General features: G+C 70.1%; 14 protein-coding genes. 3 read left to right on the plus strand and 11 right to left on the minus strand.

Annotation, left to right across the window (positions count from 1 at the left end; translation table 11 throughout):
• Nucleotides 1–30 precede the first annotated feature (30 nt).
• Nucleotides 31–1,626 (plus strand): adenylate/guanylate cyclase domain-containing protein, encoded by a 1,596-nt coding sequence (locus tag H289_RS0111565; RefSeq protein WP_029105111.1) that lies wholly within the window; start codon nt 31–33, stop codon nt 1,624–1,626.
• Here the strand turns inward: H289_RS0111565 and topA are convergent.
• From topA to H289_RS0111580, 3 genes are all read right to left on the minus strand, one after another.
• Entirely contained in the window at nt 1,623–4,448 is a 2,826-nt protein-coding gene (gene topA, locus H289_RS0111570) for a type I DNA topoisomerase (RefSeq protein WP_020100958.1), read from the minus strand. The genes H289_RS0111565 and topA overlap by 4 nt on opposite strands.
• A gap of 145 nt (nt 4,449–4,593) precedes the next feature.
• Nucleotides 4,594–5,175 carry a hypothetical protein gene (locus H289_RS0111575; protein ID WP_020100959.1) on the minus strand — a complete coding sequence of 194 codons (582 nt, stop codon included), beginning with the start codon at nt 5,173–5,175 and terminating at the stop codon, nt 4,594–4,596.
• Nucleotides 5,176–5,297: 122 nt separating this feature from the next.
• On the minus strand, nt 5,298–5,501 hold the full coding sequence (locus H289_RS0111580; RefSeq protein WP_020100960.1) for a cold-shock protein: 204 nt from the start codon (nt 5,499–5,501) through the stop codon (nt 5,298–5,300).
• A gap of 181 nt (nt 5,502–5,682) precedes the next feature.
• Between H289_RS0111580 and H289_RS0111585 the strand changes: the two genes are divergently transcribed.
• Both H289_RS0111585 and H289_RS0111590 read left to right on the plus strand, forming a co-directional pair.
• Nucleotides 5,683–8,025: a DEAD/DEAH box helicase gene (locus H289_RS0111585; protein ID WP_020100961.1), complete on the plus strand. Its 2,343-nt coding sequence runs from the start codon at nt 5,683–5,685 to the stop codon at nt 8,023–8,025.
• Between the two features lie 55 nt (nt 8,026–8,080).
• Complete coding sequence (locus H289_RS0111590) at nt 8,081–9,121, plus strand: PAS domain-containing protein (protein ID WP_020100962.1); 1,041 nt, start codon at nt 8,081–8,083, stop codon at nt 9,119–9,121.
• A gap of 12 nt (nt 9,122–9,133) precedes the next feature.
• Here H289_RS0111590 and soxR read toward each other — a convergent pair whose 3' ends face one another.
• The 8 genes from soxR to ssd all read right to left on the minus strand — a co-directional run bounded on the left by soxR (nt 9,134) and on the right by ssd (nt 14,200).
• Nucleotides 9,134–9,622 (minus strand): redox-sensitive transcriptional activator SoxR, encoded by a 489-nt coding sequence (gene soxR / locus H289_RS0111595; RefSeq protein ID WP_020100963.1) that lies wholly within the window; start codon nt 9,620–9,622, stop codon nt 9,134–9,136.
• A 110-nt stretch (nt 9,623–9,732) separates the two neighbouring features.
• Complete coding sequence (locus tag H289_RS32960) at nt 9,733–10,107, minus strand: Rv3654c family TadE-like protein (RefSeq protein WP_196810019.1); 375 nt, start codon at nt 10,105–10,107, stop codon at nt 9,733–9,735.
• Nucleotides 10,067–10,408 (minus strand): TadE family type IV pilus minor pilin, encoded by a 342-nt coding sequence (locus H289_RS32965; RefSeq protein WP_020100965.1) that lies wholly within the window; start codon nt 10,406–10,408, stop codon nt 10,067–10,069. The genes H289_RS32960 and H289_RS32965 overlap by 41 nt, the downstream gene beginning before the upstream one ends.
• Entirely contained in the window at nt 10,389–10,589 is a 201-nt protein-coding gene (locus H289_RS0111610) for a DUF4244 domain-containing protein (protein ID WP_020100966.1), read from the minus strand. The genes H289_RS32965 and H289_RS0111610 overlap by 20 nt, the downstream gene beginning before the upstream one ends.
• 23 nt (nt 10,590–10,612) lie before the next feature.
• The gene (locus H289_RS0111615; protein WP_020100967.1) at nt 10,613–11,182 is read right to left on the minus strand and encodes a type II secretion system F family protein; all 570 of its coding nucleotides are present in this window, start codon (nt 11,180–11,182) and stop codon (nt 10,613–10,615) included.
• Entirely contained in the window at nt 11,179–11,967 is a 789-nt protein-coding gene (locus H289_RS0111620) for a type II secretion system F family protein (RefSeq protein ID WP_020100968.1), read from the minus strand. Before H289_RS0111620 ends, H289_RS0111615 begins: the two co-directional genes overlap by 4 nt.
• Nucleotides 11,964–13,130: a TadA family conjugal transfer-associated ATPase gene (locus H289_RS0111625; RefSeq protein ID WP_020100969.1), complete on the minus strand. Its 1,167-nt coding sequence runs from the start codon at nt 13,128–13,130 to the stop codon at nt 11,964–11,966. Before H289_RS0111625 ends, H289_RS0111620 begins: the two co-directional genes overlap by 4 nt.
• Nucleotides 13,127–14,200 carry a septum site-determining protein Ssd gene (gene ssd / locus H289_RS0111630; RefSeq protein ID WP_020100970.1) on the minus strand — a complete coding sequence of 358 codons (1,074 nt, stop codon included), beginning with the start codon at nt 14,198–14,200 and terminating at the stop codon, nt 13,127–13,129. The genes H289_RS0111625 and ssd overlap by 4 nt, the downstream gene beginning before the upstream one ends.
• Nucleotides 14,201–14,519 lie beyond the last annotated feature (319 nt).

Below are 14,519 nucleotides of genomic sequence, written 5' to 3' on the forward strand. Positions count from 1 at the left end.
TCCGTCGCCCCGGCCGGATACGGTTAGCGGGTGGCCACCGATGTAGAGCACATCGGGCGAATCAGGGGGTTCGTCCGATGGGTGGCGCGCACGCCGTGGCCGGTGTTCACGCTGAGTCTGCTGCAGGCCGACATCATCGGTGCGCTGTTCGTTCTGGGCTTCCTGCGGTTCGGTCTGCCGGCCGAAGATCGCATCCAGCTCCAGGACCTGCCGGCGGTGAATCTGGCGGTGTTCCTGGCCGTCCTGTTCGTCTCGTTCGTCGTGGCGGCCTGGCTGAGTCTGCGGCTGCTGATCCCGGTGATCCGCTGGCAACGGCGGGACACCCTGCACGGCGACGCCGACGACCCCGCATTCACCGAGCTGGCCCGGACCCGGGCGCTCAAGATGCCGTACTACCGGACGCTGATCAGCGTCGGGAACTGGTTCCTCGGCTCGGTGGTGTTCATCATCGCCAGCTGGCCGGTGGCGAGCCGCTCGGCGCCGTTCGTCGCCGTGGCCAGCGCGCTCGGCGCCACCGCGACCGCGATCATCGGCTACCTGCAGTCCGAGCGGGTGCTTCGGCCCGTCGCGGTCGCCGCGCTGCGCGACGGGGTGCCGGAGAACTTTCGGGCCCCCGGCGTCATCCAGCGCCAGGTGCTGACCTGGGTGCTGTCGACGGGCGTGCCGCTGCTGGCGATCATCGTGGCCCGACTGGCCGGCCAGTACACGACCTTCATCGCCCAGAACGACCAGCTCAACACCCCGATCCTGCTGCTGGCGATCACCGCGCTGGCCGTCGGCCTGGCCGGCAACGTGCTGGTCGCCATGTCCATCGCCGACCCGCTGCGCCAGCTGCGGTGGGCCCTGGGTGAGGTGCAGCGCGGTAACTACAACGCGCACATGCAGATCTACGACGCCAGCGAGCTGGGCCTGCTGCAGGCCGGGTTCAACGACATGGTGCGCGACCTGTCCGAGCGGCAACGTTTGCGCGACCTGTTCGGCCGTTACGTCGGCGAGGACGTCGCGCGCCGGGCCCTGGAGCGCGGCACCGAGCTGGGCGGCCAGGAGCGCGATGTCGCGGTGCTGTTCATCGACCTGATCGGGTCGACGCAGCTGGCCTCGACGCGGCCTGCCGCCGAGGTCGTGTCGATCCTCAACGAGTTCTTCCGGATCATCGTCGACACGGTGAACCGGCACGGCGGGTTCGTCAACAAGTTCCAGGGTGACGCGGCGCTGGCCATCTTCGGCGCCCCCATCGAGCACCCGGACGCCTCCGGTGCCGCGCTGGCCGCCTCCCGCGAGTTGCACGACGAACTCGTGACGGTGCTGGGCACCACGGAATTCGGCATCGGCGTCTCGGCGGGCCGGGCCATCGCCGGCCACATCGGCGCGCTGGCCCGCTTCGAGTACACCGTGATCGGCGACCCCGTGAACGAGGCCGCCCGCCTGACCGAGCTCGCCAAGCTCGAAGAGGGCCACGTGCTGGCGTCCGCGATCGCGGTCAGCGGCGCGCTGGACGCCGAGGCCCTGTGCTGGGATGTCGGCGAGACCGTCGAGCTGCGCGGCCGGTCCGCGCCGACACAGCTGGCGCGGCCGCTGTCGCTGGCCTCGCCGCGGCCGGCTCCAGAAACCGAAGCCGCGAGTTAGGCCTTCTTCGCGGCAGCCTTCTTCGCCGGTGCCTTCTTGGCGGCCGTCTTCTTCGCCGCCGTCTTCTTGGCAGCGGTCTTCTTGGCGGCCTTCTTCACCGGGCCACGAGCACGCCTGTCGGACAACAACTCCGAGGCCCGCTCATCGGTGATCGACATGACGTCGTCGCCCTTGCGCAGGCTCGCGTTGGTCTCACCGTCGGTGACGTACGGGCCGAAGCGGCCGTCCTTGATCACCATCGGCTTGCCCGACACCGGATCGGTGCCCAGCTCACGCAGCGGCGGCGTGGCCGCGCCTTGGCGCCCACGGCGTTTCGGCTCGGCGTAGATCTTCAGCGCCTCTTCGAGCGTGACGGTGAACATCTGCTCTTCGGTGGCCAGTGAGCGAGAGTCGCTGCCGCGCTTGAGGTATGGGCCGTAGCGGCCGTTCTGCGCGGTGATCTCCTCGTTGCTCTCCGGATCGACACCGACGACGCGCGGCAACGACAGCAGCTTCAGCGCGTCGTCGAGCGTGACGGTCTCCAAATCCATTGAGCGCAAGAGAGATCCGGTGCGCGGCTTGGGGCCGACGGGCTTCTTGGTCTTCTTCGCGCCGGTGCCGGCATCCGGCTCCTCCGGTGGCGCCGGCAGCACCTCGGTGACGTACGGCCCGTAACGCCCGTCCTTGGCGACGATCTCGTGCCCGGTCTCCGGGTCGACACCCAGGACCCGGCCCTCTTGCGGTGTGGCGAAGAGCTTTTCGGCCAGTTCGAGGGTCAGCTCGTCGGGCGTCAGATCGTCATTGAGGTTGGCGCGCTGCGGTTTCAGCTCACCGGGATTCTCGTCATCGGCGATCATCCGCTCCAGGTACGGCCCGTTGCGGCCGACGCGGACGTTGATCGCACGTCCTTCGGCGTCGTCGAACAGCTTGATGGAGTTGACTTCTCGCGCGTCGATACCTTCGAGATTGACGCCCACCAGCTTCTTCAGGCCACCCTCGCGGGCCACCGAGCCCTCGACGCCGTGGTCGCCACCGAAGTAGAAGTTGGTCAGCCAGTTGGTGCGCTGCTCGTTGCCGGCGGCGATCTCGTCGAGTTCGTCCTCCATGGCGGCGGTGAAGTCGTAGTCGACCAGGCGCCCGAAGTGTTGTTCGAGCAGCCCGACGACGGCGAACGCCACCCAGGCCGGCACCAGGGCGCTGCCCTTCTTATAGATATAGCCGCGGTCCTGGATGGTCTTGATGATCGACGAGTACGTCGACGGGCGACCGATGCCCAGGTCTTCCAGCGCCTTGATCAGCGAGGCCTCGGTGTACCGGGCCGGCGGATTGGTGGTGTGCCCGTCGGCGGTGAGCTCGGCGGCATCCACGCGCTGACCCTGGGTCAGGTTCGGCAGGCGGCTCTCTGCGTCGTCGGCCTCGCCTCCGGCCTGTTCGTCGAGGCTCTCGACGTAGGCCTTGAGGAAGCCGGCGAAGGTGATGGTGCGGCCGGAGGCGCTGAAGACGACCTGCTCGCCCGTGCGGGCCTGGCCGGAGATCCGGAGCGACAGCGTCGTACCCCGGGCATCGGCCATCTGGGAGGCGACGGTGCGCTGCCAGATCAGCTCGTAGAGCCGGAATTCGTCGGTATCCAGCGCGCCGTGCAGCTGACCTGGGGTCTGGAACACGTCACCGGCGGGACGGATGGCCTCGTGTGCCTCCTGGGCGTTCTTGACCTTGCGGGTGTACTGCCGCGGCGTCGGGTGCACGTACTCCGGGCCGTACAGCTGCCCGGCCTGGGTGCGCGCGGCGTTGATCGCCGACTCCGACAGCGTCGTGGAGTCGGTACGCATGTAGGTGATGTAGCCGTTCTCGTACAGCCGCTGCGCGATGCTCATCGTGCGCTCGGAGGAGAACCGCAGCTTGCGGCCGGCTTCCTGCTGCAGCGTCGAGGTCATGAACGGGGCGTAGGGCTTGCGCGTGTACGGCTTCTGCTCCACCGAGCTGACGGTCAGCGACTCGCCGCGCAGCCCCGCGGCCAGGGCACCCGCGCCGGCCTCGTCGAGCACCAGCACCTCGTCGGGCTTCTTGACGGCGCCGAGGGAGTCGAAATCGCGGCCCGTGGCCACGCGCCGGCCGTCGACGGTGTTGAGCTTGGCGGTGAACCTGGGCGGCGACGCCTCGGGGTCGGAGACGCTGGCGTCCAGCTCGGCGGTGACGTCCCAGTAGCCGGCGCTGCGGAACGCCATGCGCTCCCGCTCACGCTGCACGATGATCCGGGTCGCAACCGACTGCACACGGCCGGCCGACAGCTTCGGGGCGACCTTCTTCCACAGCACGGGGCTGACCTCGTAGCCGTAGAGGCGGTCGAGGATGCGGCGGGTCTCCTGCGCGTCGACCAGGGCGATGTCGAGGTCACGAGGGTTCTCGGCGGCGGCCAGGATGGCGGGCTCGGTGATCTCGTGGAACACCATGCGCCGGACCGGCACCTTGGGCTTCAGCGTCTCGAGCAGGTGCCAGGCGATGGCCTCACCCTCGCGGTCACCGTCCGTCGCGAGGTAGAGCTCGTCGACACCCTTGAGCAGGTCCTTGAGCTCGGTGACCGTGGCCTTCTTATCGGGGCTGACGATGTAGAGCGGCTCGAAGTTGTCGTCGACGTTCACGCCGAGGCGCGCCCAGGCCTCACCTTTATATTTGGCCGGCACGTCCGCGGCGTTGCGCGGGAGGTCGCGGATGTGTCCGCGCGACGATTCGACGACATAGTTGGAGCCGAGGTAACCGGCAATCTTGCGCGCCTTGGTAGGCGACTCGACTATGACGAGTCGCCGGACCCGGCTGCCGCTACCGGCACCATCGAGGTCAGCCACCGTATCTATACGCTCCACTTCTTGGTCGGCACTAGGACACCGAATGAATGCCTAACGGTCATCCGGTTCCAAGGCAAGTCACAATTTGACACTCCGCGCGAGCCTACGCAAACCGGATGCGGCCAAAATATACGGGCTGCATCCCCTAAATCCGGGGCCATTGGAGAAACGCCTCGGTGAACCCGGGCGGCTCGCCCACGTTCTCTACCAGGCGCAACAACCTCCGACGGCCGCTGATCCGCAGGGCCGGATGGTGACCCCTCGTGCCGATCAAGGTCGGCGCGATCCCGACTCGCATAAGTGCCGACGCCAACGTCGAATGGGTATCCGGTGCGTGGGGATCCAAACCCAAGAGATAGCCGTTCGGTTCCGCGGTGCCCGCGGCCAGCACCCAGGCGCGCAGCTCCCGGGGGCCCGGCAACCATCCGTCGGGCACGGTTTTGACCGCTCCGCGCGTCCAGTCCTGCGCCATGCGGGCCAGCCGGGCGTCGGCTTCGGTGCGCACCAACGGGGTCTTCTCGTCGGTGTGGGTGATCTCGGGCTTCAGGCCCGACTCGGCGATCATCTCGGCCAGCGCCTCGGCCCGCCACAGCGCGTCGACGACGACGGACAGGCGGACTTTGGCGTCCCCCGCCATCACCACCTGTCCCGGCGCGGCGAGCAACCCGGCCAGGTCGGCGACCGCAGGCGGCACCGACTCGGCCGAGAAGAAGGACAGCTGACTCACCCTGCCGACAGTAGGCCAGCCCAGACCAAAAGGCAGGGAGGCCGGGCGCGACTACCCGCGGATGCGAAACGCCCCCACTTCGTCGCTGACGATGCGGGGGCGTTCGGCGGAGTCTGTGAACCTCAGACGGTGCGGACGTTCAGAGCCTGCGGGCCCTTGGGGCTCTGCTCGATCTCGAAGTCGACCTTCTGATTCTCCTCAAGGGTGCGGAACCCATTGGACTGAATCTGCTTGTAGTGGACGAAGACGTCGCCTCCGCCGCCTTCCTGCTCAATGAAGCCGTAACCCTTCTCCGGGTTGAACCACTTCACAGTCCCCTGTGGCATTTGTCCTTCATTTCCTTCTGTTACTGCGGGTGCGGTCCACCGAGTCTTCCGGCGTACCGGGAACGCAGGCGACGTTCCCGGGTGCTGACACACGAACACAGAAGCTGCGACCAAGATCAGTCAACCATGTTCCACGCTGCCGCAACAGTCACACAACGAACTGTGGTTAACAATTCATCTTGTGACGCAGGGACAGTCGAACTTCGGCCGCACGCTGTTGTCGGCTGCGCTGGACGGCACCCCGGCCGGCGAACAGCCGCTGCGGCACGTCGCCGACCTGGCGCCGCGCCAGGCGCGCCGAATGCCCTGGCCCACTTGGGTTGGTGCCGACGTGGCGCAGGTCTTCACCGATCGTGGTGTGGCACAGCCGTGGTCGCATCAGGTGGCCGCGGCCGAGTTGGCGCACGCCGGTCGGCATGTGGTGATCGCGACGGGTACGGCGTCCGGGAAATCCCTGGCCTACCAACTGCCGATCCTGCATGCGTTGCAAAACGATGTGCACGCCCGCGCCCTGTACCTGTCCCCCACCAAGGCGCTGGGCCACGACCAGCTGCGGGCCGCGCAGTCGCTGTGCGCCACGATTCCCGGCCTCCTCAACACCGCGCCGTCCGCCTACGACGGCGACAGCTCAACCGAGGCAAGACAATTCGCCCGCGAGCGGTCCCGGTGGATCTTCTCGAATCCCGACATGGTGCACCTGTCCCTGCTGCGCAACCATTCCCGGTGGGCGGTGTTCCTGCGCCAGCTCAAGTACGTGGTGATCGACGAATGCCACTACTACCGCGGCATTTTCGGGTCCAACGTGGCGATGGTGCTGCGCCGGCTGCTGCGCCTGTGCGACCGGTACGGGTCCGCGCCCACGGTGGTGTTCGCCAGCGCGACCACGGCCGCCCCGGCGCAGACGGCGTCCGAACTGCTCGGGCAGACCGTCACCGCCATCACCGAGGACGGGTCGCCGCACGGCGGCCGCACCGTGGCGCTGTGGGAGCCCGCACTGCTCACCGACCTGATCGGCGAGAACGGCGCCCCGGTGCGCCGGGCCGCGGGTACCGAGGCCTCCCGCGTGATGGCCGACCTGATCGCGGAAGGCGCCCGCACCCTGACCTTCGTCCGCTCGCGCATCGGCGCGGAGTTGACGGCGCTCGGCGCGCGGGCCCGGCTCGAGAACGTCGCACCCGACCTGGCGCCGCTGGTGGCGTCGTACCGCGCCGGGTATCTCGCCGAGGACCGCCGGGCGCTGGAACATGCTCTGACGGAAGGCGAATTGCGCGGCCTGGCGACCACGAACGCCCTGGAACTCGGCGTCGACATCGCCGGCCTGGACGCCGTGGTGCTGGCCGGGTTCCCTGGCACGGTGGCCTCGTTCTGGCAGCAGGCCGGCCGGGCCGGACGGCGCGGGCAGAGCGCGCTGATCGTGCTGATCGCGCGCGACGACCCCCTCGACACCTACCTCGTGCACCATCCCGCCGCCCTGCTCGACAAGCCCATCGAGCGGATCGTCATCGATCCCGCCAACCCCTACGTGCTGTCGCCGCAATTGTTGTGCGCGGCAACCGAACTCCCCCTGACGCCGGCCGAGGTGCGGATGTGGGACGCCGACGCGGTGGCCGAATCCCTGGTCGACGACGGCCTGCTGCGTAAGCGTCCCGCCGGCTACTTCCCGGCGCCCGGCGTGGATCCGCATCCCGCGGTGGACATCCGGGGCTCGTCCGGCGGGCAGATCGCCATCCTGGAGTCGGGCACCGGACGCATGCTGGGCAGCACCGGCGCCGGGCAGGCGCCGGCCTCGGTGCATCCCGGCGCCGTCCACCTGCACCAGGGCGAGACGTTCCTGGTGGACGCACTCGATTTCGAGGCCGGCGTCGCGTTCGTGCACGCCGAGGATCCTGGGTACACCACGTCGGCCCGGGAGGTCACGGACATCAGCGTGCGCGGTACCGGTGAGATCCACCGGTACGGGCCCGTCGCCATCGGTCTGGTCCCGGTGTCGGTGTCCAACACCGTGGTGGGCTTCCTGCGCCGGGCCATGGACGGCACCGTGCTCGATTTCGTCGACCTGGACCTGCCCACGCGCACCCTGGACACCATGGCGGTCATGTGCACGATGACCCCGGAGATATTGCTGGACAAGGGGATTGATCCGGTGCGCGTGCCCGGTTCACTGCACGCCGCCGAGCATGCCGCGATAGGCCTGCTGCCGCTGGTGGCCAGTTGCGACCGGGGCGACATCGGCGGGGTGTCCACCGCGGCGGGCCCAGCTCCCGGCGACTTGTCCGGTCTACCAACGATTTTCGTGTACGACGGCTATCCGGGCGGCGCCGGGTTCGCCGACCGCGGGTTCCGGCAGCTGTCCACCTGGTGGTCTGCCACCGCCGCGGCGATCGCAGCATGTGAGTGCCGTCACGGTTGCCCCTCCTGTGTGCAATCGCCCAAGTGCGGCAACGCGAACGATCCCCTGGACAAAGCCGGCGCTGTCCAGGTACTTCGCCTGGTAGTGCACACTTTGGCGGCCCACGGCAAGTAGGCGGCGGGCCGACACCGGGCAGAGCAAAGAGCGTCAAAACGGATAAACTACGACCATGACGGACGACTGGCTCCTCGTCGAGACCCTCGGCGCCGAACCTGCCGTCGTCGCGTTAGGGCAGCAAACCCAGGACATGGTTCCCATCAGCACTTTCCTGCGGCGCAACGCGAGTCTGATGGCCATCCAGTCGGCGATCGGGGAAACCGTCCGCGCGGGCCTGCCGCTGACGAGCATCACGCCCAAGAGCGACCGGGTGATCCGGACCGAAGTGGTGCAGATGACCGACGGCCGTATCCATGGCGTGCACGTCTGGGTCGGTGCTCCCGATGCCGACCCACCGGACCGGATGATCCCCGGCCCGCTGAAGTGGGATCTGACCAACGGCATCGCGACCGACACCATGGAGTCGCTGGCCAACAGCGGTCTCAACCCGGCGGCCGAGGCCACCCATGGTCGCGCGTTCGCCGACGATCTGCAGACCCGCAAGCTCAACCCGAACGAGGCGCGGGTCATCTCCGCCGTGATCAAGCCCGAACCCGGCCAAACCTTCACGAGCACTTGGGAAATGACCGATTTCCGGGGCCGGCCCATCAGCGTCGGGTTCGCCGCGCGCGTGCTGAACGAGCCTGACGAGGACGACCGGGATCGGCTGATCTGCCGCGCCATGAACTGGCGCGGCGTGCGCGATACGTCGGCGGCCAGCCCGCTCGACCGGGCGCAGCAGCTCGCGGGCGGCCCGGGCGTGCCCGGCGTGTACCGGGCCTTGGTGGACCTGAACACCTGGAAGCTCATCAAGTGGGTCGACGAGCCCTGCCCGCTCTTCGATTGGAGCGCCGACGCGACGTCCGAAACGGTGGTGCACCCCAACGAGATCGCCGAGATGGCCGTCATGACGGTCGAATTCGGCAGCGGACCGACGTCGCGGGTGCTCCGGTTGCGCGCCAACGACGGCGGGTGGGTGCCGATTCACGTCACCGCGCACCGGCTCCAGGTCGCCGACGACACCTTCGCCGGCCTGCTGTCCCTGCGGCTGCCCACCTACGGTGAGCTGGTGGCAGCCGGGGACCGGCTGAACGACGACCTGCCCGAGTCCTGACCAGGACGAGTCCTACTCGGCGCCAGCCGGATTCGCCCCGTCGAACGGCAGCAGTCGCCGAGCTCCCGGCCCTTCGGCGGCGAGCGTGTCGCCGGGGTTGATGACCAGGCAGTGGTTGAGCGAGATGCACCCGCACCCGATGCACTGGTCCATCTCCGACTGAAGGCGCTCCAACTCGAGCTGCCGCTCGCGCAATTGCGCCCGCCACCGCTTGTTGAGCCTGGTCCAGTCGCGCAGTGACGGCATCCGGTCGTCGGGCAGCGTCTGAAAGTGCTCGGCCACCTCGCTGAGCGGAATGCCGAGCCGCTTCGCCACCTGGATGACGGCGATGCGACGCTCCAGGTGACGTGGGTACAGCCGCGTCCCGCCCGACGTGCGCTCGGGGTGGATCAGCCCTTTTCGCTCGTAGAAGTGCAACGCGGACGCGGAGACTCCCGTCCGCTTCACGATCTCCCCGATGGTCAGGAGGTCGGTCGGACCCATGCGCTTGATCTCAACCATAGTTGAGATTCTACGGTAGTGACATGGCAAGCGACACAACGACGGACCGACCCGGGTGGGGTGATCTGTTCTTCTGTGTCCTCCTCATCATGGTGACCACCGCGCTGCCGTCAGCCTGGCCCGGCGCGGGCCCGGCCGTGCGCGTTGCCGAGGTGCCAGCGACCGAACCGCACCGGCACCTCCACGTCGACCACCACATCCAGCCGCTGCACGGCGCAGTGACCAACCCGGCCGTCCATGGCTTCGGCAACGGCGACCGCCCGGCCACAGGATTGGCCGGGCCCGCCGGCCAGTGCGCCCGCGGCGGCGAGTGCGGCCAGATCGGCCGCTGACTGGGCGCGATGCCGACCGATCACCGCCGCGCCGACCGCGGCCGCCCCGGTCATGAGCCCAATCAGCACCACGATGAGCGCGACCGCGAACACCGTCGCCGAACCCCGCTCGTCACGCGCCAGGCTCGGGTGCCGCGACGGCCTCGGCCCCAACGGTGACACCGGGCAGCAGCGGTGCGGGAACGCGGACCCGCGCGACGATGCGCCCGCCGTCGCGCCGCACCTCGACCGAGGCGCCGTCGGGGCCGGTGCGCTGAGCCGTGTCGACGGCGGCACGGTGGTCGCCGCGAGCCGCGAGCCGGGCCGCTTCCCGGGCCGCGTCGATACAGCGCACCTGCGCCGAGACCGCGCCGAGCCCGCCGACACCGAGCGCCGCGACCGCGATGAGTGCGGCAACCGAGAACGCCGCCTCGACCGTGACGCCACCCCGGTCATCACTTGGTGGTGAGGGCACGGCCGATGATGTTGGTCAGAGCGCTGACGATCGAGTCCCCGGTGACCACCGTGTACAGGATGGCGCCGAACGCCGCGGCAGCGACGGTCCCGATGGCATATTCCACCGTCGACATGCCGCTCTCGTCGGTGAGCAGCATGGTCGCGCGGGCTTCGAGTGCGCGAAAGCTGTTCATCTTCATGGTTTTTCCTCCCCTTGTTGCGATCAGAACACCCCGGACCGGAACACGTCACCGGCCAGACCCGCCACCACCGGCACGATGCCGAGACACACGAATGCCGGCAGATAACAGAGCCCCAGCGGACCGGCGATCAGCACGTTGGCCCGCTCGGCGGCCGCATCCGCCGCGTCACCGGCGTCGGCCCTGGCCTGCTCGGCCAGTTCGGCGACGCCCTGCGCCATCGCGGCGCCCGACGACGCCGACCGCCGCGCCAGCCGCAGCAGTGCGATCACATGCGGGTCCGTCCCACGCGCCGGCTCGGCCCAGGCCGCCGCCGGGCCGGCCCCCAGGGCCAGGAGTTCGGCCGCGCGGCGCAGCACGCCGGCCAAACCGGCCGGCGCCGACGCCACCGCTGCCCCGGCCGCCGCACCGGTCGCCATGCCTGCCGCAAGGCAGGCCGCCAACACGTCCAAGCTCGACGGCACCGCCAGTGGGTCGTCCAGCACCGCGGGCCGCGGGGACCGGTCGGGCAGGCGGGGCCGGATTCGGTGCACCGCCGCGCCCGGGATCAGCAGAACCGCCACGGCAAGCAGCAAAATCGGCACCGCGCTCATCGCTGTGCCCGCGCGATGATCCGGTCCGACCACAGCAGCCCGAGGCAGCACAGCACCACGCCGACCGCCAGCACGGCCGCGCCGTCGCCGAGCAGGAAGCGCACGGGATGCGCACCGATCAACTGCCCCAACACAATTCCGAGCACGGGCAGCCCGGACAGGACGGCCGCCGTCGTCCGGGCGCCGGCCATGCCCGCCCGGATCCGCGATGAGAAGCGTTCGCGCGCGATGACATCTCGCTCGGCGGCGCGCATGAGCGGGGCGATCGCGAGCCCGTGGTCGAGCGCCAGTTGCCAGTAGACGGCGAGGCGGTGCCAATGGGCCGACAACGCCGATGATTCCGCGACGCCGCGCAGACCGGCCGAGACATCGGCCCCCAACCGTGCCCGTGCCGCGACCTCCCCCAACGCCACCGCGACGGGCCCGTCCACTTCATGGGCCGCGGCTTCGAACGCCGCGACCGGATGCGCCCCGGCGCGCAATTCGCCGACCAGGATGCCGAGCGCGCCCTGCAGAGTTTGCGCTTCCCGGGCGCGCTGCGCCGCGTGCCGCGAGCGCCGCCACCGGACGCCGGCGGTTCCGGCCACCGCCGCCCCGGCCAGCAGCACCGGCACCGGCAGCAGGACGAGTGCCACGACGGCGACGGCGGCCGCCACCGACCAGAGCAGCCGCGGTCCACCCTGAGAGCCGAATCCCACCAAGCGTTTTCGATGCCCGAGGCGACCGGCGCCGCCGACCGGCGGCGCGACGAGCACGGCCAGCGCCAACAACAGCGCGGGACTCACGACCGGCCCCGCGACGCCAGCAGCTCGCTCAGCGCGGGCATGCCCGGGCCGGCGCCCCGGCAGACGTGCCAGGCCGTCACGACCGTCACGGTCCCGTCCGGCGCGCGGCACAGCACCGCGATCTCACTCAGGTGGCGACGCCCGTCGCGGTCCCGCGCGGTGTGCAGCACCACCTGGCACGCGGCCGACAGTTGCGAATGCAACGCCGCCCGGTCCAACCCGCCGACGGCCGCCAGCGCCTCCATGCGCGCCGGCACCTCGGCGGGGCTGTTCGCATGCACCGTCCCGGCCCCGCCCTCGTGGCCCGTGTTGAGCGCGGCCAGCAGGTCGACGACTTCCGCACCACGGACCTCACCGACCACGATGCGGTCGGGGCGCATCCGCAGCGCCTGCCGAACCAGGTCACGCACGGTCACCTCGCCGACGCCCTCGACGTTGGCGCCGCGCGCGACCAGCCGGACCAGGTGCGGATGGTGCGGTGCGAGCTCGGCGGCGTCCTCGACACAGACGATCCGCTCTGCGGGGTCGACGGCCCCGAGGAGCGCGGACAACATGGTGGTCTTTCCGGCGCCGGTTCCGCCGGATATCAGGAAGGCCAGCCGCGCCGCGACGATGTCGGCGATGAGCGGGACGGCGGGCGGCGCGATGGCCCCGGACTCGACGAGGCCGGCCAGGTCCTGTGTTGCGGGCCGCAATACCCGTAGCGAGAGGCAGGTGCCCGCGGCGGCGATCGGCGGCAGCACAGCATGCAACCGCACGGTCAAGCCGCCACCGATACCACCGAGGTGGCCGTCGACCCAGGGCTGCGAATCGTCGAGCCGGCGCCCGGCCGCCAGCGCGAGACGTTGCGCCAGGCGCTGCACGGCGTTCTCGTCCGGAAATCGGATCATGCTGCGGCGCAACCCGTTTCCGTCGTCGACCCACACCTCGTCGGGCGCACTGACCAAGACGTCGGTGGTCCCCGGTGCTCGCAGGAGCGGTTCCAGAATCCCGGCGCCGGTCAGTTCGGTCTGCAGCAGCCGCATGCCGGCCAGGACATCGCTGTCGGCGACGACACCGCCGGATTCGGCGCGGATGGCGGCCGCCACCGCGTTCGGATGGAGGGCACCACTGGTCTGCGCGGCCAGGCGTTCCCGGACGCGGTCCACCAGTGACGACGTCACGCCGCCTCCCCCGGCTGTTGGCGCAGCACCGTGAGGACGCGACGGGCGGCCACGGCCAGCGGTGACCGGCTCCGCAGACTGCGGCCGAGCCCGCCCCGCTCCAGGGCACCGTCGAGGTTGGTCTCCGCGCGCATGGCCGCCAGCAGCGGCAATCCGAGAATCGTCGCCATCTCGGCGGCACGGAGCCCTCCGGGCGCCGGGCCCCGGACGACCAGACCGACATTCGGGTTGACCGCCGTCACCCAGTCGGCGACGACCCGGGTCGCCGCACAGGCGCGCAGCTCGGCCGGCGCCACCACGACCACCAGATCCGCTGCGGCCAGCACGGTCTCGGCCGCCGGTGACGACTGCCGCGGCACGTCGCAGACGACGGTCGCGCCGGCTCGGCTCCCGGCCTCGACGACGGCCGCGAGCGCCGTCGGCCGCAACTCGACGCCGGTACGGCCCGTCGACAGCACGACCATCCCGCGCCGGCGCGGGAGCGCATCGCGCAGCGCCGGATAGCTCAGCCGTCCCCCGGCTGCCGCCAGGTCGGGCCAGCGCAGGCCGGCATCACACTCGGCGCCGAGCGCGAGATCGATGCCGCCGCCCCAGGCGTCGACATCGACGAGCAGGCACTCCCGGTTCGGTTCACCCGCGGCCTGCGCCAACGCGATCGCGAAGACGGATGCGCCGCCGCCGCCACGTCCGCCGATCACCGCGACCACGGCGCCGCGGCACCCGTCGGATTCGCCGGCCGCGGCCTCCGACAGGACGCCGACCAGGCCCGACTCCTGGCCGGGAAGGGTGATGACCTCCTGCGCACCGATCGCCATCGCGGCCTCGAACTCACGAGTGCCCGGCGCATCGGTGGCGATCAGCACCACGGCGGGCCGTCGCGGCAGCCCGAGCTCGCGACAGCGCCAGGCCGCCGCGACGTCGAGTAGCACTGCCGCCGCACCGACCCACGCCTTCCGGCCGGAGGGCTCTGCCGCGTACACGACCCTGATGCCCGCCGCCGCGGCGATGCGCTCGATCTCGTCGCGCAGTCCCGCGTCGGCGATCAAGGCCAGTGCCCCGTTCGTTGTCATGCGTCAACCGTGATCCGCGTCAGGCCGCGGCACCAGAGCCCGCACGCAGAATGTGGATAGATCGCAAACTGTGGACAACTTTATTGACGGAGTCGTGAGAATGTCGTTCCGCAACTTTTCCGTGGACGCACCGCGACACTCGACGGACCAGGGTCACGACACCTACGCCACGCGGGGAAAACAGCAATCGGGCGCCGGCTGAAACGCGGCGAAGAGGCCATGCCTCGAGGAATTTGACCTACCCCGAAAAAGGGACGACCCCCGCCAGGGGGGGAGGAGGCGGAGGTCGTCGTGGATCAGCCCCGGGGGGTCGGGCTGA

This window comes from Mycobacterium sp. 360MFTsu5.1 (assembly GCF_000383495.1).
GTDB classification, from domain to species: domain Bacteria; phylum Actinomycetota; class Actinomycetes; order Mycobacteriales; family Mycobacteriaceae; genus Mycobacterium; species Mycobacterium mucogenicum_B.